4 protein-coding genes are annotated in these 20600 nt (G+C 43.1%); all 4 read left to right on the top strand.

What is annotated here, in order from left to right; genetic code table 11:
* Nucleotides 1-125: 125 nt before the first annotated feature.
* The 4 genes from G4O42_RS07295 (at nt 126) to G4O42_RS07310 (ending at nt 20574) form a co-directional block, all read left to right on the top strand.
* Nucleotides 126-764, top strand: coding sequence for a YkyA family protein (locus tag G4O42_RS07295; protein WP_032864631.1), 639 nt, complete (start codon nt 126-128; stop codon nt 762-764).
* Nucleotides 765-1219: 455 nt separating this feature from the next.
* Nucleotides 1220-3526 carry an ACP S-malonyltransferase gene (fabD, locus tag G4O42_RS07300; protein WP_032874767.1) on the top strand — a complete coding sequence of 769 codons (2307 nt, stop codon included), beginning with the start codon at nt 1220-1222 and terminating at the stop codon, nt 3524-3526.
* Between the two features lie 21 nt (nt 3527-3547).
* Complete coding sequence (locus tag G4O42_RS07305) at nt 3548-15805, top strand: SDR family NAD(P)-dependent oxidoreductase (RefSeq protein ID WP_032874769.1); 12258 nt, start codon at nt 3548-3550, stop codon at nt 15803-15805.
* Entirely contained in the window at nt 15805-20574 is a 4770-nt protein-coding gene (locus G4O42_RS07310; protein ID WP_032874771.1) for a type I polyketide synthase, read from the top strand. The genes G4O42_RS07305 and G4O42_RS07310 overlap by 1 nt, the downstream gene beginning before the upstream one ends.
* Nucleotides 20575-20600: the final 26 nt, after the last annotated feature.

Here is a 20600-nt window from a genome sequence, read left to right on the forward strand (position 1 = left end):
AGTATTCTTTGACAGCACCGTAAGCGTCTTTTTACCCGGTCATGTCAATTACAGCTCAGCTATTGTCAAAAAGCGTTCGGGCTTCTATAGTGGAAATTGTCAAGATTGGGGGATTTTAAGTGAATATGATTCAAAAAAAGGTATTAGCAGGAATCGGAGCGCTCGGCGCCGCAAGTATGCTGCTTGCCGGCTGCGGGGGAAAAGATCCGGTTGAATCGCTTCATGACTCGATGGAAAAAGCCGTTCAAGCGGAAAAACCGTTTCAAAAAGAGCAGAAAACATTAGAAAAATTGGAGAAAAAAGAGCATCAGCTATACGACAGCGCGGTTAAACTGAATATGGATGATTACCAGAAAATTGTCACACTGTCTGATCAGGCTCTGAGCAATGCAAATCAGCGAAAAAAACATCTGAAAGCAGAAAAAGACAGTATTGATGATTCAAAAAAAGCGTTTGAATCCGCCAAAAAAACTTCTCAAGAAATAAAGGATAAGAAAGTAAAAGAAAAAGCCGGGCATGCTGTCGCTTTAATGGGGAAAAGGTATGCATCTTATGATCTTTTGTACAAAAAGTACGAAAAAGCCATTTCACTTGATAAGGACCTTTATAAACTGATTAAAGATAAAAAGCTCACATTAGCGCAGCTGGAAGAGCAAATCAGCAAAGTAAACTCAGTTTACGAAAAGGTGCATAAACAAGCAGATGAGTTCAATCAATTTACTAAAGACTACAACAAAGAGAAAGAACTATTATTCCGCAAATAGTATAGTGAAGGCATATCGGCATGGGCTGATGAACTGATAACAACCGAGTTCAGCCGCCTGTAAAAAGGCGGCTGAAGAATTGGTATATACGTGTGTTTCCCATTGACAACAAGTAAATCATGGTATAGTATTTATTTAGGGAAATATTCACATAAAACCAATCGTTGTTTCGGCACGTTGGAATGTTTTTATTATATTGATATATATAAAACAGAATGAAAATGTGATTTTAATTATCAGAAAATTCTATCTATTTATATTTACGGCAATATGATATTTGTACATGCTTTTTGCTTTTAAACCTTTATCCGGCATAAAGGTTTTTTTATTTTGCTTAGTAATGCTTATTAAGTAAGTGTGCTGAGAGTAAACGACAATTTTAAAATTGAAGTGAAAAACGTTAATCAAATCGGAACGAAAAGAAACGGCAGAAATACGGAACAGGAGGAAAACAAATGCTTGCTTACGTCTTTCCCGGACAGGGAGCGCAGTTTAAAGGAATGGGCAGAGACTTATTCGATGAATTCAGTGAGCTCATTAAAAAGGCAGATTATATTTTAGGATATTCCATAAAGGATTTATGCCTTTCAGATGAAAAAGAGAGGCTGACTGATACGAAGTATACACAACCTGCAATTTATACAGTGAGCGCACTGCAATATTTAAAGGGTTTAAAAGAAGGTCATACACGCCCTGATGCTGTTGCAGGACATAGTCTGGGTGAATATACTGCGCTTTTTGCGGCCGGCGTTTTTAATTTTGAGACAGGTCTCCGGCTGGTTGCTAAAAGAGGCGAGTTAATGAGTGAGGCTTCCGAGGGCGGAATGGCTGCCGTGATCGGACTGGATGAGCACCACATAAAAAAAATACTTCAGAAGTATGAATTCGGCCAAATAGATATCGCCAATTACAATACATCTTCACAAATTGTGATAGCAGGGGCTGCAGATGAGATAAAGCGGGCAGCCTCTTTTTTTGAAAAAGAAGGGGCGAAAGCTTATATCGTATTGCAAGTCGGCGGAGCTTTTCATTCTCGTTTCATGGAAAGTGCACAGCGTGAATTTGCGGAATTCATCGAGGAGTTTCATTTTTCTGAATTGAATTTCCCGGTCATCTCTAACTATACGGCAAGACCTTATAAACAAGAAGATATCAAACGGAATTTAATTGAACAAATAACAAACTCGGTGAAATGGACTGAAAGCATCAGGTATCTAATGGGACAAGGCGTAACTGTGTTTGAAGAGATCGGTCCCGGCAACATTCTGACTAAATTAATTCACACCATACAAAGAGATGAGGAACCGCTTACTATCAGTGCGCCGGAAGACAGTCTCTTTTTTTCTGAAGGGAACGAGGACAATTCGGAAAGCGGGAAAGAGCATAGCCTCTTGGCCGAAAATATAGAGAGCGGTGCAGCTTCACCGGTGTCCCGATTGGGTGATCAATCTTTCAAAGAAGATTACGGTTTGACATACGCGTATTTGGCAGGTGCGATGCATAGAGGGATCTCTTCCGCTGAAATGCTGATCCGCCTCGGGAAGAAAGGAATGCTGGGGTTCTTTGGCACAGCGGGTTTACCTATAAGGGAAATTGAACAGGCCCTTATTTCTATTAAGGAGACACTCAAAAATGGCCAGCCCTACGGAATGAATCTGCGATTTGAGCCGGATCATCAAGATAGAGAAAAGGAATTGATAGATTTATATATCAAGCATGACGTACGAGTAATAGAAGCGTCTTCGTATCTTTCCGTCAGCGCACCATTAATTTATTACAAGGCGCATCAGTTGAAGATAGACAAAAGCGGCAGGGTTATACCTCATAATCGGATCATTGCCAAAGTTTCACGGCCGGAAGTTGCGGCCGCATTTCTGAGTCCGCCTCCTCAAAGTATCGTAAAGAGAATGTGTCAGCACGGTATGCTGACGGAAGAGCAGGCGGAGTGGCTCAGCCGTATTCCGGCAGCAGACGATATCATTATTGAAGCAGATTGCGGTAGTAATACTGAACAGGGCTCATTGACGGCGATGCTGCCGTTTTTTGTTAACCTGCGGGATGAAATGATGGAAACACACAAATACGCAAGGAAGATAAGGATCGGGGCTGCGGGAGGAATCGGGACTCCCGAGTCTGCGGCGTCTGCTTTTTTAATGGGCGCTGATTTTATTATGACGGGATCCATTAATCAATGTACAGTTGAAGCCGAAACAAGCGGTTTTATTAAAGAAATGCTGAGTGAGACAGGAATATGCGATACTGCTTATGCGCCTTCGGAGACTCTGTTTGAGTTCGGAACAAAGGTTCAGGTGCTGAAAAAGGGCACGCTGTTTCCGGTCAGGGCAAATAAATTATTTCAAATCTACCAACAATACGAGTCTTTGAGTGAGATAGATGAAAAGACAAAGATTCAGCTCGAAAATGATTATTTTAACAAGACTTTTGATGAAATCTACGAAATCATAATAGATAAACAGCCGAACCTGGCCCAAAAAGCTGAGCGCAATCAAAAATATAAGATGCTGTTACTATTTAAGTGGTATTTGCAAAGAGGATGTCTGCTTGCTTTGGAAGGGCAGGAAGAACAAAAGGTGAATTTCCAAGTTCACTGCGGCCCGTCTTTAGGCGCTTTTAATCATTGGGTAAAGGGCACGGATTTGGAATCATGGAGAAACAGACATGTCGATGACATTGGTGAAAAATTGATGAATGAGACCGAAAGTCTGCTAAGGCACAGATTGGATACGTTATTTCTACACTAAAGAAGGAGCGGGTGGAGGCCAATGGTTCATTTGAATAAACAGAATGCGGATATCGCGATAATCGGGGTTGCTTGCAGATTCCCCGATGCAGATCATTATCAAGAATTCTGGGAAAACATAAATAGCGGCAAAGATTCCATCCGGGAAGTGCCGATTGAACGGTGGGATCCCGAACTTTATTATTCAGCTGATATCAGTGTACCGAACAAAACAATCAGCAAGTGGGGAGGTTTTATTCATAAAGCTGACCATTTCGACCATAAGTTTTTTAATATCTCTCCCCGGGAAGCGAAAAACATGGATCCTGAGCAAAGAATCCTTTTAGAAGAAACTTGGCGGTGCATCGAAGATTCCGGGGTTTCTTTGCAGGATCTCCAGCGTAAAACCACTTCTGTTTTTGCAGGTATTATGAATTCTGACTACCGGCAGACAGGTAAAGCTGAATCGGAAATCGACAGTTATGCCTGTTTAGGAAGTTTCGAAGCTATGCTTTCCAACCGGCTTTCATACACATTCGGTTTGACCGGAAAAAGTATGTCTGTAAATGCCGCTTGTGCATCGTCGCTTGTTGCTTTACATGAAGCGGTTAAGTCATTGCGGACAAAAGAAAGTGATTATGCAATCGCATCGGGGGTAAACTTGAATTTCCAACCCGGAAAATATATTTCTTTTTCTAAAGCCAGAATGCTGAGTCCTGACGGCAAATGTAAAACCTTTGACGCAGCGGCGAATGGGTACGTTCCCGGAGAAGGGGCAGGCGTTGTATTGCTGCAGCGCCTTGGTGATGCAGTAAAAGCCGGTCACCATATATACGGGATCATAAAAGGGACAGCTGTTAATCATGGCGGTAAAACCCGTTCCATAACCGCTCCCAGAGCAGAAGCGCAGTGCCGGGTCATCTCAGAAGCTTTACACAACGCTGCTGTCGATGCTGCGACGGTTTCTTATGTAGAAGCACATGGCACAGGTACATCTCTGGGCGATCCGATAGAAATAGAAGCATTGACAAAAGCGTATCGGCAATATACTGAGAATACTCAATATTGCAGGATCGGAAGTGTGAAAACAAATATCGGTCATACAGAAGCAGCGGCGGGAATGGCCGGATTGATAAAAGTTCTAATGATGATGAAACACCGGAGGGTGCCGAAAAGCCTGAATGTACATACGGTAAATCCAATTATACAGTTTGAAAAAACACCGTTTAGGCCGGCGCTTGATTCAAGTGATTGGAAGGCGGCAGACGGGGCTCCGCTCAGGGCGGGAATCAGCTCCTTCGGTTTTGGGGGTGTTAACTCTCACGTCATCATCGAAGAATTTATACATACAAAAGACGAATCTGACAGAAAAGGAAGGGTACCCTTCCTTTTTTCCGCTAAAAGTGAAGAAAGCATGAAACAAATGATACATCATTGGAGAACCTTTGCTGACGATTCTGAGGAATTTTGCAAAATATCAAATGAAGTGATCAGCAGCACCCTTTTAACGGGGAGGACATCGTTTGATTACAGGGCTGGTTTATTGGCAGGCAGCAAGGAGGAATTTAAAAATCAGCTTAAAGAGGGATTAAGTTTTCGGAGGAAACAAGATTCTGAATGGGCGCTTGCCATCGGTGACTTCAAATGGGAAAGTTATAAACAATTTGCCGTTTTGAAACGGGTGTTCCCTGATTTAGAAAAGAACGTAAGGCCGGTTCTGAAGGGTATACCAACATTGCACAGTTCATTTAAAAGAAAATGGACACCTGAGAAAATCCGCTTGTATTCTTTAGTTATCAATACGGAAATCATAAAAAGTATCCTGGCATCCGGTTTTAAGCCAAGCCTCATTACAGGCGCCGGAGACGGATATTACGTCGCTCTTGCAGCAGCGGATATCATCAAAATTGAAAAGGCCATTTCTGTAATCACAGGCGCTGAAAAACCTTCGCACATATCCTGTAAGCCGCCGTCCATTCCATTTGTCAATCCGTACACTTCAAAAACGTACCCGCCGGTTCGATTAAATGAAGATTATGTAAGGATGCTGCTGAACGGTCTGAGCTTCCCGGCTGATTTTACAGACCGCCTGTACGGGAAAACACGGCTGCTTCTTGAGCACCAATATACGTTTAAAGGGTTTTTAGAAGAGTGGGATAAAGCGGGGAAGACTCAGGAAATCGAGATTTTATCTTATATTGTGAATCGCACGGCGGTTAAAAGAAATGCATTGCCGGCTGATGAGGAAGCAGCGGTCATGGCTATCCTTGCCTCTATGAGAAGACTGTATAAGAGATGGGATTTAACAGATCATGATGGATTCTTTAATAATGATTATGTTCTGGAAATATTAAATTTACTTGATGAAGGAATCTTGTCTAAAGAACTTTTTCTAAGCATGTTATTGAAAAAGCAAGACGGAATTAAACAGGCTGTTGCTTGTATTAATGAGCAGCCGGCAGGTTTTTATGATAAAACTCGTTTTCCGTTGATGACAGAATACAATCAAATGGATGCCGTGTCTCAGGAGATAGCTGATCATATGCCGCTTCACACGGAAGAAAAGGGAACGGAGCCGGATGTGGATGTTTCTGATTTTTCAGTTTTTCAATTCGGATCGCTCCCTCCATCAGCAAAACTAAACAAAGCGGCTGCTTTTGAAGCGGACAAACCAGCTGATGAGGCTCTTTATCATTCATTTATGCAAATGTGGCTTTCAGGAGAAGAGATTGAATGGGCGAAACTAGGTGACTATCATAAAAGAAAAGCCCCGCTTCCGCCTTATCCGTTTGAGCGCTCTCAATTTTCTTTAAACCCTCAGCAGGTAAAATCAGACGCGGCTTTTTCAGAAAAGAAGAATCAGGCACTTTATACGCCGGTATGGAAAGAAACCGCACTTGAGAATGAAGCGGACAGCGGACAAGCCTGTACTATTTTGTTGTTCTCCGGTAACAAAGACTATTTTGAAGAGCTGAAAAAAAGAGAGAATACGTCCGCATATCTTATTATGCCCGGTGACCGTTTAGAGCAGATAAGCGACAGTGTTTTCACGATCAACAGGCAGCGTCCCGATGATTATCAAAGTGTCATTCGTCTGTTAAAAGAAAAAGGCGCAGCGCCTGATGCAATTTTGCATACGTGGTCTGAAAAACAGCCTGAACTGGAAGAAACACTCGAATCAGGAATTTATTCCGTGTTTTATCTGACTAAGGCTTTAATCAGCGAGAACCTTATAAACAAAGTAACGTTCATTTATACATTCAGCGCAGATCAAAAAGAAAAATTGCCGTATTTTGAAGGTGTGAACGGTTTTTTAAAATCGGTAAAACAAGAATATCCGCAGCTGCATTGTAAGACGGTTTGCTTTGAACATGATTCTGCATCCGTTTCATTTTCAGAGAAGGCTGCTATTCTTTATAAAGAAATAAACACAGCGCCTGATCGGCATATTCATATCACTTACAGAGGCTGCGTAAGATATGCACGGATGTTAGAGAAGCAGAGAGAAACATACACAAAGACCATTCAATACCCTGAAAAAGATAAAGTATATTTAATTACAGGGGGATTGGGGGGGATTGGCAGTAAAGTCGCTGAATATTGCGCGAAAACTGAAAGATCCACCATTATTCTATCGGGGCGATCTGCTTTAAACGGAGATAAGCAGAAACATTTAGAATACCTGAACAGCTTTAAAGCAAAGGTTTATTATATACAGGCGAATATATCCGATAAAGAAGCGGTAAAAAAAATGATTGACGGTATTACCGATCAGCATGCAGGTCTTCATGGCGTCATTCATTGTGCAGGAGTTATCAGAGACTCGCTGCTTTTTCGAAAAACAAAGCAGGAACTTTCAGAGGTGATTGCTCCAAAAGTTCATGGCGCATTGAATCTTGATCATGCAACGAAGTCGCTGGAATTGGATTTTTTCGCCGTTTTTTCTTCAGTCGTCTCTATTGCAGGGAATGAAGGCCAGGGTGATTATGCATATGCAAACGGCTTTTTAGATCATTTTGCCGAATATCGGGAACAGAAACGGCAAAATTCTCTGCGCAGCGGCCGCACGCTGACAATCAATTGGCCTTTATGGCAAGACATCGGAATGGGGGCGAACCTGTCAGGTCAAGGGCGGACGTCTCTTTTTCATGGTTCAGGGCTCGAAGAACTTCCTGCTGAAGACGGAACGCAATGGTTTTCGCGGATTGTAACTTCGGGTCAGCTGCATAATATTGCAGTCTGCGGTGATCATGAACGCTTTGAACAATTTATGCAGCAGAGATTTTTGACGGACGAAACAGAGACAGGCAGTGCCGTTCCTTTGGCTCAAGGCGATATTTTGGATCAGACAGTTTTGTTTTTAACCAATATCATCTCCTGTGAGGTCGGTGCAGAACGGGAAGAGATCGATCAAGATGTGCATCTGGCTGAATATGGAATGGATTCCGTTATGATTCATCAATGCAACACAAAGCTGGAGCAGTCACTGGGAGCAATTTCGAAAACGCTTTTATTTGAATTTCATACAATCAGAGATTTAGCAGATCATCTTGTAAAGGAATACCCGGATCGGCTGGGACGTTTATTTTCACGGGAGGAAAAAGGAAAACAGATTCAGAGCATTACCCCCGCCAGGCCGGAACAAAACACCACTGCATCTGCGGCGGAGGAAAAAGAACATCTTGACGGGATAGCGGTAATCGGTATCAGCGGCCGTTATCCCGGGGCTGAAAATATCGAAGAATTGTGGGATCTTCTATCAAAAGAGAGAACCGCAATCACAGAAATTCCGAAAGAACGATGGAATTATGAGACCTACTATGATCCAGATCCCGCTAAAGCGCATGAGGGGAAAATTTATTGCAAATGGGGCGGATTTTTAAAGAATGCTGAATCATTTGATTCTTTGTTTTTCCAAATATCGCCGAGAGAAGCAGAAGCGATGGATCCTCAGGAACGAATATTTCTCGAAACCGTATGGAAAGCATTTGAAGATTCGGGATATACCATTGAAGGGTTGAGAAAGCAGACTGAAAAACATGTCGGTGTATTTGCGGGAGTTACAACCAATTCTTACAAGCTGCTCGGCGAAAGAATACCGACGGACAAAAACGATGTACTTCCAAATTCGTTCCCATGGTCTCTCGCGAACAGAGTGTCTTACACATTTGACTTTACAGGTCCCAGTGTCCCTGTAGATACGGCTTGCTCTTCATCCTTAACGGCAATTCACATGGCTTGCCAAAGTTTAAAAAAAGGTGAGTGCTCGGTTGCGGTTGCGGGAGGAGTAAATTTGTATCTTCATCCTTCTGACTATTTATACCGATGTCAGATGGGGATGCTTTCAAAATCGGGAAAATGCAGAAGTTTTGGAGAAGGCGGCGACGGTTTCGTACCCGGGGAAGGTGTCGGGGCCGTAATTCTTAAACCGCTTAAAGATGCCATACGTGATAATGATACTGTGTACGCCGTCATTAAAGGAACGGCTATTAATCACGGCGGAAAGACGAATGGCTATACGGTGCCTAATCCTGCCGCACAGGCGGATTTAATTCAAGGAGCTCTTAAAGCGGCCGGTTGGAGCGCCAGAAGTGTCAGCTTTATTGAAGCCCACGGCACGGGGACGCCGCTGGGTGACCCGATTGAAGTCCGAGGCCTGACCAAGGCGTTTAGAGCTTATACCGAAGATGTTTCATATTGCTCTCTCGGATCGATTAAATCTAACATCGGTCATCTCGAAGCGGCTGCGGGTATTGCCGGCCTGACAAAGATTATCTTACAAATGAAGTATAAAAAAATAGCCGCAACACTGCATGCTGAACGGGTGCATCCGGATCTTTATCTGGAAGAGACACCTTTTTGTCTTCAGCAGGAAACCGCCGACTGGATAAAACCCGCGAATGAAAAACATTCTGACAGCAAATATCCGCGGCGCGCGGGATTAAGTTCTTTCGGAGCGGGCGGGGCAAATGCTCATATTCTTGTGGAAGAGTATGAGTCTGCTGCTGACTGTCATACGGATTGTGAGGAAAGTGAGGAACTTATCGTACTCTCAGCCAAGCATTCACTGAGTTTACGGGAATCGGCAAAACAGCTGGAGGAATATCTTCAAAAGGCCCGTCATAAGCAGGACGAGTTTTTGCAGCAAGCGGGAACAAACAAGCCGCTTCACCTTTCTGATATTGCGTATACCCTTCTTGAAGGGCGCGAAGCCATGCCGGAAAGGCTTGCTGTCATTTCAAATAATATCGATGATCTGATGTTGAAATTAAATCACTTTTATAATGGAATTGACGATCACGAAATATTTAGAGGGAAAAAACCGAATCATAAACGCAGACAGCAGCAATCGGATTCTCCGCTCAAATTCGGCAGAACCACATTAGCCGAAATGGCTGAATTCTGGGTATCAGGAGGGAATTTAAGCTGGGAAGATTTCCGCACCGGCAGAAAACCGGCGAAAATTGCGCTGCCGACTTACCCTTTCTTAAAAAACAGACTGTGGGTGTCAAATAAGGCGCAAACAAAATCAGCAGCCGGTACAGCTCCTTTATTTGATTTTTCTGCAGGTGAGTGCCGATTTTATAAAACGCTTTCTGATTCTGAATATTATTTAAAAGATCATGTTGTGCATGGGAATATGGTTCTGCCCGGAGCGGCAATCATCGAAGCGGCCAGAGAAGCGGGAGAGAGGCTGTACGGAAAATCAGTCATAAAACTGAGTCAGGTTGTATGGCCGGTTCCAATAATCGTTGAAAAAGAAAAGACGATAATGATAGATCTGCTGCCGAATCAAAAAGACAGCAAATTTGTGGTGAAAACCGATCTGCAACCTGAAGCGGCAGTTCATTGCCAAGGAAACATTATCACATGCGGAGATAAAGATGCCTCTCATACAGAGCATTTTCAATTGGACAGCTGGTTAACCGGACAGAAAAGATTAATCAGCGGCGCTGAGTGTTATAGGACCTTCCGGCAGAGCGGTTTGGACTATGGAGCCAGTTTTCAGGTAATAAAACAGCTGTTTATCCATGAAAATGCTGTTCTTGCACGAATATCACTTCCTGAGAGCATTCATAAAAAATCCGGCACGCTGCTGGAACCGTGTTTATTGGATGGCATTTTTCAATCCACAACCGGGTTTATGTCCGGTCAAGAAGGGGATCACACCGCATATTTGCCTTTTGAATTAGGTGAGCTGGAGATTCTTCACGCACCTTCGGCAAACGGCTATGCTTACATTACAGCTGCCGATGAAAGACAACATGATGATGTCAAAAGGTTTCATATACTATTTATGGATGAAAACGGATCTGTAAGTCTTAAAATAAAAAACTTAGCGTTGAAGGCATTAAAGGCTGCACCGCAGACTCAAGATGAGCGGCATTCAGTTAAATATTACACTGATATGTGGAAGCGGGCCCCTCTGCTTCATCAGCCTGAAGCCGGCGGTTTAAACAGCTGCCTTGTGATTTCACTCCGTCGGGATATATCAGAACCGCTGATCCGCCAGGCATATAAAGATATCGGCTTGAACATGATCTTTGTCCGCCATGGCGGCAGTTTTCAAGAAAAAGAAGCTGATTCCTTTGAATTGAACAGCGTCAAACTTGACGGCTATCAGAAATTGTTGGCGATTCTTAAAGAAAGACAAGTGACAATTGACCGCGTCATTTTAATCGGGATGAGCCCTGAAACGGGAATTGAGCATAACATTCGTGAAAAGCTGGAAGAGGCTGTTTTGCCGGTTTTCAATGTAACGAAAGCTCTGCTAGCAACAATCCCAAGACATAAAATCCTGATATCACATGTATTTTTCACAAGGGAAAATCAAATCTTACCTTATCAAATGGCAATCAGCGGCTTTTTTAGGTCGCTTCATTTAGAACATCCAATGTTGTCCGGTAAAAATATTGAAATACACAGCGACGAAATTCAGTTGCAGCTGAATACCGGTCTGCCTGAATTAAAAAACCTTGTGAAAGAAACAATCATCAGCGATGATACTTCAGAAATCAGATACAGAGATGGAATCAGGCAGGTGAAACACTCTGCAGAAATTGAAAGTGCAGAGCCCCCCAAAAAGATGGAGGTAAAAGAAGGGGGAGTTTACCTCATTACAGGAGGAACAGGCGGTCTGGGACTGATTTTCGCCAGACATCTTGTGCGAAAAGGGAGAATAAAACTTGTCCTTATCGGCAGGTCAGAGCTTTCTGAGGAAGCCGTAAGCAATGTAAAAGAGCTCGAAAAAAACGGATCAGAAGTTTTTTATATAAGAACCGATATTTCTGATAAGGAAAATGTCGACAACCTGATAAAACTCGTCAAAAACAAATTAGGTCCTGTTAAAGGAATTATTCACAGCGCCGGTGTGATAAAAGATTCATTACTCATCAATAAGCGTGAAGAGGATCTCGATTCAGTCTTGGCCAGCAAGGTTTACGGAACGATATGGCTTGACCGGTATACAGACAGAGAACCTCTGGACTTTTTTGTTATGTTTTCATCTATCAGCGCAATAATAGGGAACGCGGGACAAACCGATTATGCTTATGCAAACCGGTTTATGGATTATTTTGCGGAAATGAGAGCGGCGGAAAATAAACCTGGACAAACAGTCTCGATTAATTGGCCTTTATGGAAGGAAGGCGGTATGCAAATTGATATTCATTCAGAGAAGTTCCTTTATGACCGTTTCGGAATGCTGCCTCTGGAAAAACGGGAAGGCCTTGCAGCATTTGATCAAGCAATGACAGGGTGTGAACATCAAATAATGGTATTTAGCGGTAATGAATTAAAGCTGGAACGAATGATAACGATTGACAGCGGAAAAAGTGACCCGGCAATCGCCGACGAAAATCACGAACCGAAAGAGCTGTCAATAACTGAATCTTTAAAAAGCACTTTGACGCGCATCATCACCGGCGTATTAAAAATTGAAGAACGGGAATTTGATTTTGAACTGCCGATAAGTGAATACGGATTTGATTCAATTATGTTTACAATGCTGGGCAACGAATTAAACGAAACATTAGGAATATCAATGATGCCGTCAGATTTTTTCGGTCTTACTGATTTTAATGAACTTCTTGAGTTTTTAAAGAGTGAGTATTCCGAAGAGCTTCATCTCTGCGGTTCTTTTTCTTCAGATGAATCTGCGGCGAAAGACAGGAGAGAAAATCTGATTGAGGGCATCGCAAAGATGATGTCAAGTATTTTAAAGATTGACAGAAAGGAAATAGAAGAAGAGACTTCATTCGGCGAGTACGGATTTGATTCTATTACGTTTACCAGACTCGGAAATGAAATCAATCAACAATATGGTACGGAATTGTTACCGTCCATTTTCTTTGAATGCAATTCACTGGCTGAACTGACTGATTATGTAATCGAGCAATACGGAGAAATCCTTTTTGCTGAGACAGAATCTTTTTCTGCAGCTGACGAAAAAACATTGTACAGCACGCCTCCGCCGGAATCCTATGAACATTCCCCTGAGCCTGAAAACAAAACTTGGCAAGAGGAAAGACATATGAATGAGCCGGTTGCAATAGTGGGAATAAGCGGCCGTTTCCCCCAAACAGATTCGCTGGAAGACTTTTGGGAAGGAATTGAAAAAGGGCGGGATATGATTACAGACATTCCTGAAGACCGTTGGGACTGGAAAGAGTTTGACGGCGATCCGATCAGGGACGTCAATAGAACAAAAATAAAAAAAGGCGGATTTATCAAAGGCGCGGACAGTTTTGATCCGTTGTTTTTCGGGATTTCTCCCGCCGAAGCAGAATTAATGGATCCCCAGCAAAGAATTTTTATGGAGACTGTATGGAAAACAATAGAAGATGCGGGCTATAAGCCATCTGATTTGGCAGGGACGAAAACCGCGGTGTTTGCAGGGGTCGCCACAACGGATTATGCTGAACGTCTGAATGAAAATGGCGTCTCTGTTCAGGCGCAGACTGCAACCGGTTTAAATCATTGTATATTGGCAAATCGTATTTCTTATCAGCTGAATCTGACGGGTCCGAGCGAACCGATTGACACTGCCTGTTCAAGTTCGTTAGTTGCGCTTCATCGTGCGGCTGAGGGGATTCAAAGAGGCGATTTTGAAATGGCGATTGCAGGCGGTGTGCATATTATGACAAGCCCTACTCTGTTTATAGCTTTTGATAAAGCAGGTATGCTTTCCAAAGACGGAAAGTGCAAAACGTTTGATAAAAGCGCTGACGGCTATGTAAGGAGTGAAGGGGCGGCTGCAGTATTGCTTAAGCCGCTCAGCAAAGCACAGGCAGACGGTGATCATATATATGGTTTGATTAAAGGGTCAGCTGTAAATCACGGCGGCCGCGCCAATTCTTTGACAGCTCCGAATCCGAACGCACAGGCGGACTTATTAACCGAAGCTTGGCGGAAGGCGGGGGTCAGCCCTGCCACTGCGGGATATATAGAAGCGCATGGCACAGGGACAAGCCTTGGCGATCCGATTGAAGTAAACAGCATCATAAAGGCATTTAAAACGTTATATCAAGAATGGGACATTCCTTTTGCGAAACAGAAATGCTGCGGAATCGGGTCTGTGAAAACAAACATCGGCCATCTCGAAACCGCTGCCGGAATAGCCGGAGTGATGAAAGTGTTACTGGCTTTTAAATATCGCAAACTTCCGGGACTCGCCCATTTTTCAGAACTCAATCCATACATCAAACTGGAAAATACACCATTTTATATCACAGAAACCGCTCAAAAGTGGAATCCGATAAAAGATGAAGAGAACAACGATCTGCCGAGGAGAGCAGGTGTCAGCTCATTCGGATTCGGCGGTGTGAACGCGCATATTGTTTTAGAGGAATATAGGGAACCTCAAAAAGAAGTGCCGGAAAACAACGGTAACACACATATTTTTGTTTTATCTGCGAAAACCAAAGATCAATTACTTGAGTATATCCGGCTTATGCTTCAGTACTTGGATCGCGTGATTGCCGGTGAAATGACCGTTAATGCCAGTGACATGGAATTTACATTGCAAAACGGCCGGGAAGCAATGAACGAAAGAATTGCCGTATGTGCAGCGAGTCTGACTGAGCTGAGAGATAAATACGTCAGCTTTCTTGATGACAGCAAGGTGCAAAAAGGCGTATTTATAAGCGAAAACACAGAAGAGCGCACAGCTGTTTCTGAATATATGATTGAGGAGGCTCTTCAAAGCGGAAAAGAGGAGCTGCTCGCACAATGGTGGGCCAATGGAGCCGAGTTTGAATGGAAGACAATCGGCAATAAGAAATTGAATAGAGTGCCGCTGCCAACTTATCCGTTTGCAAAAGAGAGTTATTGGTTTACTCCGAAAAAGAACAAAAGCGAGGTTAATAGCAAAAGTCTTCACCCATTAATCAGCGAGAATGTCTCAACATTAAAGAAACAAGCATTTAAAACTGTTATTTCCGGAACTGAATTTTTCGTCACTGATCACCTTGTTTCAGGAGACTATGTGCTGCCAGGAGCCGCTTCGCTTGAAATGGCTCTTGTTTGTGCGGAAATAAGCGGAGAAAGTAAAGTATATAAAATAAAAGACGTGATGTGGAACAGACCTATATTATATAAAGGAAAAACGCTGCACATTTATACCGACTTGGACATGAAACAAGATAAGTTGAACGTAACGATATGTAAAGAGGGTCCGGATGGCGTGCAGCAAATCTGCACACAAAGTGAAACAGTATTCGGAGACATAAACAGCAATCCTGAGTATGTCGATATTGATAAGTTCAAACGCAGCAGTAAGGCTGCCATAACCCGGGAAGAGTGTTATCACCGCTTCAGTCGTATGGGCCTGACATATCATAGCAGTTTTCAAACGTTGAAAGCCGTATACAGCAGTGATATGGAGTTAATGGCAGAATTGGAGCTTCCGGCTCATTTAGCGAACGGGTTTTCACATTTTACACTCCATCCTTCATTAATTGACGGCGGTTTTCAAGCGGCTGCATTTTTGTTAAGAGATAATGAGAAAGAGGGCTTATTTGTTCCTTATTCACTTAGAGAGCTTCACATTAAGAGAGCGCTTACTGCCCGATGCCATGTTTCGGTGAGAGAAACCGGTTTTTATACGTATAACATTGATTTTATTAACGAGAGCGGCGAAATAGCCGTGAGCATGAAAGACTTTTCTGTCAGAAAAGTGACCGAGGGAGAATTAACCGCAGGACGTAAAAATGAAGATCAGGAAATTCTCTTCTTATTAGAACAATTGAAAAACGGTGAACTTTCTGCTGACCAAGTTTATCAGCTGCTGGAGGGAAAATAGTGCAGATCAAACAAATACTTTCCTTAATTGAAGAACAGCAAATGTCTCCTGATGCAGGACTGGAGCTAATTCGCACTTACAGAAAAGAACAAATGGAAAAAAAGGCGGAGCCGGAATCACAAGCTCCGTCCCCAACCATTTTTTTCAAGAACGATTGGGTAAGGAAAAATAACATTGATATGCCGAATCAGCAGGCACCGGGAAATATGCTGATTTTTGATCAGGATAACCGTCTTTTTCAGCATGCCGAGATGATGAATGGAGATCATAACCGTGTCATTCTCGTAACGCCCGATTCTGATTATAGAATTGAACGGAATAGATGCACAATCAATCCTTCTGATGAAAGTCATGTCGAAATGCTGATGTCTGATTTGGCTGAAAACGGATTTACACCTGATGTCGTGCTTTATTTATGGAACGGAGAAATCAGAGAATACACTGAAGAATCCGTTAATGAAACTCTTTGCAGAGGGATAAACTCGCTCTTTTTATTATCAAAAGCTTTAATGCGGAGAAACGAACCTGTTACGTTATTGCATATTTATTGGACAAGGGGTCTGAATCAGCCGTTTCATGAAGCTGTCGGAGGTTTCATGAAAACGGTAAACATGGAAAGCTCCAAGCTTAAAGCGAAAACCATACAGATTCGCCATGAGTATTCTGACATAAATCCTCCGGTTTCCGAGATATGGGATGCTGCGATCAGTGAAATACAGCGCTTTCAAACCGATGAATGTGAGATTTTAATAGACTCACATACCTGTTATGTGAAAGGGCTGCAGCCTATTGATATTCCGGAACACGATCACGGATCTGTAACGTATCAAAAAGGCGGCATATATATCATTACCGGAGGAGCCGGAAAACTCGGGCTGCTGTTTGCGGAACACATCGCTAAAGAAAACCAAGCCGTGATTATACTTACAGGCCGTTCTGTTTTAACAGCTGATCAAAAAGAACGGATCAGTAAGCTTAATGAGAGCGGCTCTATTGTTGAATATCAGCGGACGGACATAACAGATCGAACAGAGGCAGAGCGATTCATTTTCGGCGTTAAACAGCGGTACGGCAGCATAAACGGGATCATTCATGCTGCCGGCATCCTTCGTGACTCATTTCTTGTAAATAAAAGTCTCAGTGATTTTACGGACGTACTGAAACCGAAAGTTTACGGGACAATCTGGCTGGATGAGCTGACAAAAGACGAAGATCTTGATTTTTTTGTTCTCTTTTCTTCTTTTTCCGCTTACGGAAATGCCGGCCAAAGTGACTATGCGTATGCAAATCATTTTATGGACAGTTTTGCAATGCTTCGATCTCAGCTCTCCCGGAATGGAAAAACACTATCAATCAATTGGCCGTTATTGAAAGATGGCGGGATGAGTCTCGACAGCAATGGAATCAACCAAATAAAAGAAAAATACGGAATGACGCCGATGCGAACTTCCTCTGTTTTGGAAGCGTTTCTGAAAATGCTGCGGTCTTCATTTACCAGCTTAATGCCTGCAGAAGGAGAGCGGGATAAAATGATAAAAGCGCTTTCGATTCAAAGAAATACAGCTGCAGCAGATCAAGATACACTTACGGCGGAACACGATGAAGAAGAGGAATATGCTGCGAAAGAAAAAGTCAATGACTATTTAATCAAGATCATCAGCGGTGTCTTGAAAATCCAAGCTCATAAAATAAATGCGAAAGACTCTTTTGAGAAATTCGGAATCAACTCACTTATGATCATGTCACTTATTTCAAAGCTTGAAGATACTTTCGGGGATCTTCCAAAAACAATCTTTTTTGAATATCAGAACATTGAAGAGCTTTCAAACTTCTTCCTAACATCTTTTAAAGAAAAAGTGCTTAAGGCCGCAGGGGCAGCTCCGGTAACAAGAGTGCCGAAGAAAAAAGAAAATCTGAGTAAAAAACAGCACCGGCAGCAGAGAGTTGCAGCTGCACCGAGCATGGTTCAGCCGGGTGAGGATATTGCCATTATCGGTGTGAGCGGAAGATATCCGAATTCCGATACTCTTGAGGAGTTCTGGGAAAACATTGCCGGAGGGAAAAACTGTATTATTGAAATCCCCGAGGAACGTTGGGATTTCAGATCGACTTACAGTCCCGACAGAATGGAGAAGGGGAAAATCAACAGTAAGTGGGGCGGTTTTATCAGCGGTGTTGATCAATTCGATCCGCTGTTTTTCCACATTTCTCATAAAGAAGCTGAGCTGATGGACCCTCAGGAGCGAATTTTTCTCGAAACCTCCTGGCATACGTTTGAAGATTCAGGATATACAAAAGAGAAGCTTGACGGTATGAAAGCCGGTGTGTTTGTCGGAGCCATGTACGGACAATATCAATTATTCGGCGCAGAAGAAACTGCGCGGGGCAATCCGATCGCGCTCAGTTCCTTCTTTTCATCTATTGCGAACAGGGTTTCATACTTTTTTAATCTCTCCGGCCCAAGCATTGCACTGGATACGATGTGTTCATCGTCGCTGACGGCCATTCACTTGGCATGTGAGAGCATTAAAAGAGGGGAAAGTGAAATTGCGCTTGCGGGCGGCGTTAATGTATCCATACACCCCAGCAAATACCTTTGGCTGAGTCAAGGTAATTTTGTTTCCACCGAAGGATTGTGCAGAAGTTTCGGAGAGGGCGGAGACGGCTATGTGCCGGGAGAAGGTTCGGGAGCCGTCCTGTTGAAACCTCTGGAAAAAGCAATTGCTGATCAGGATCATATATACGGAGTGATTAAAGGAACATCTGTAAATCATGGCGGAAAAACCAATGGATTTACGGTTCCGAATCCGAATGCACAAGCTGAGCTGATTGCTAAAAATTTCAAGAAATCGGGCATCAGTCCGCGATCCGTCAGCTACTTGGAAGCACACGGAACGGGTACCTCGCTCGGAGATCCGATTGAGATCGCAGGATTGACAAAAGCGTTTGAGAAATTTACGGACGATAAACAATTTTGTGCCATAGGTTCAGTGAAGTCTAATATCGGACATTTGGAGTCTGCTGCAGGTATAGCAGCCCTTACAAAAGTTCTTTTACAATTTAAGCACCAGAAATTGGCGCCATCCATTCACTCGGAACAGCTGAACCAAAATATCCGATTTGAAAAGACGCCTTTTTACGTTCAGCAGAAAGAAGAAGAGTGGCGGAAAGAATCAGGCGCCTCCAACAGGAGAGCAGCAATCAGTTCGTTCGGAGCGGGAGGAGCAAATGCCCATGTCATTGTGGAAGAATATCAAAACCATGCTGACACACAAACAATAAGCGGTCCGTTTGCCGCAGTTCTCTCTGCCAAAAATGAAGACAGACTGAAAGAATACGCTCTGCGCCTTCTGCAATTCACAGAGCGGGAGACAAAGGCCTCGGCAGCTGATATCGCTTTTACATTGCAGACATGCAGGGAACCGATGGAAGACAGACTTGCTGTTGTAGCTTCCGATTTGCCGGAACTTAAGGAGAAACTGAGAACTTTCTGTACTGAAGGAACAATTGGAGAGGGCGTATACAAAGGCAATGTTACGAAAGATTTTGATAAAGTCTTTATCTTTCATGATCAAAAGATGAAAGATAAATTCCTCGAGGCGATGATGGAGACAAAGGACTTGAATCTTCTTGCAAAATTATGGTCTTTCGGGGCTGATATTCAATGGAGAGAGTTATATGAAGAATATACCCCGCAGAAGGTCAAGCTTCCTTTATATCCATTTGCTGAGGAGTCTTACTGGGTGCCTGGAAGCCAAAGTGCAGTATTTCCGGAAATATTGCCGCAGCAGTCTTCACTGCACCCGCTTCTGGATTCGAATGAATCTACTCTGGAACAGCAGTTTTTTAAAACGACATTAAGAGACAAAGAGATTTGGTTAAAAGACCACATTGTAAAAAACAAGAGCATTCTCCCGGCAGCTGCTTTTCTTGAAATGGCATGCGCAGCGGGAACGCGGTCATATCGAAAGAAAAAGGTCACTCGTTTAAAAAACGTGATATTTGCCAGACCGGCCATGCTTTTGCAAGAGAGCCTGACCATTTACACTCACATTTCCGTAAAAGACGGCAGCATATTATTTAACATGTCACCTGACGAGGATGCTGCTGTAAGGACTGGATTTGTGACGGGGGAATTAGATTATGATCATCATTACAGTGATGATATAGAGAACATCGACAGACAAGAGATGATAAACAGAAGTGCTTTTGTCCGTGAACAAGATGAATGTTACGAGTATTTTCGGGAAAACGGGTTCCAGTATGGGCGCGCTTTTCAGCCGATTCAACGTTTATGGGGCGGCGGAACGGAAGCGGTTGCACACTTATTGCTGCCAAAAGAAGCCGCATATGCTCTTGAAAATTATACATTGCATCCGTCTCTAATTGATGGGGCTCTGCAATCTTTGTTCGGCATTACGGACGGAAGAGAAGAGGCATCTGTTTATGTTCCTTTTTCAATAGGAGAGATTACGATTCGGAAAAAAGTTTCAGCAGAATGCTGGGCTTATGCGCGTAAAACAGGCCAAAAAGGTCACTCCGAGCTTATTTACGATATTCAGCTGCTTAATGAACACGGAGAGAGACTTGCAGGTTTAAAGGATGTAACCATTCGTAAAAAAGAAACGTTTTCCGCGGAGGCACAGAATCATGCAACAGCGGATTCCAATGGAAAGAACGAGAGAGTAAAAGAGCTCCTCAGACAATTAAAAGCGGGCGAACTGACTGCGGAGGAAGCAGATTATGCGCTGGAGCGTATGCAGGATTAGTTTATCATTTTGCGGCAGTGCCATTT

It is taken from the genome of Bacillus sp. LUNF1 (assembly GCF_011008975.1).
GTDB classification, from domain to species: domain Bacteria; phylum Bacillota; class Bacilli; order Bacillales; family Bacillaceae; genus Bacillus; species Bacillus velezensis.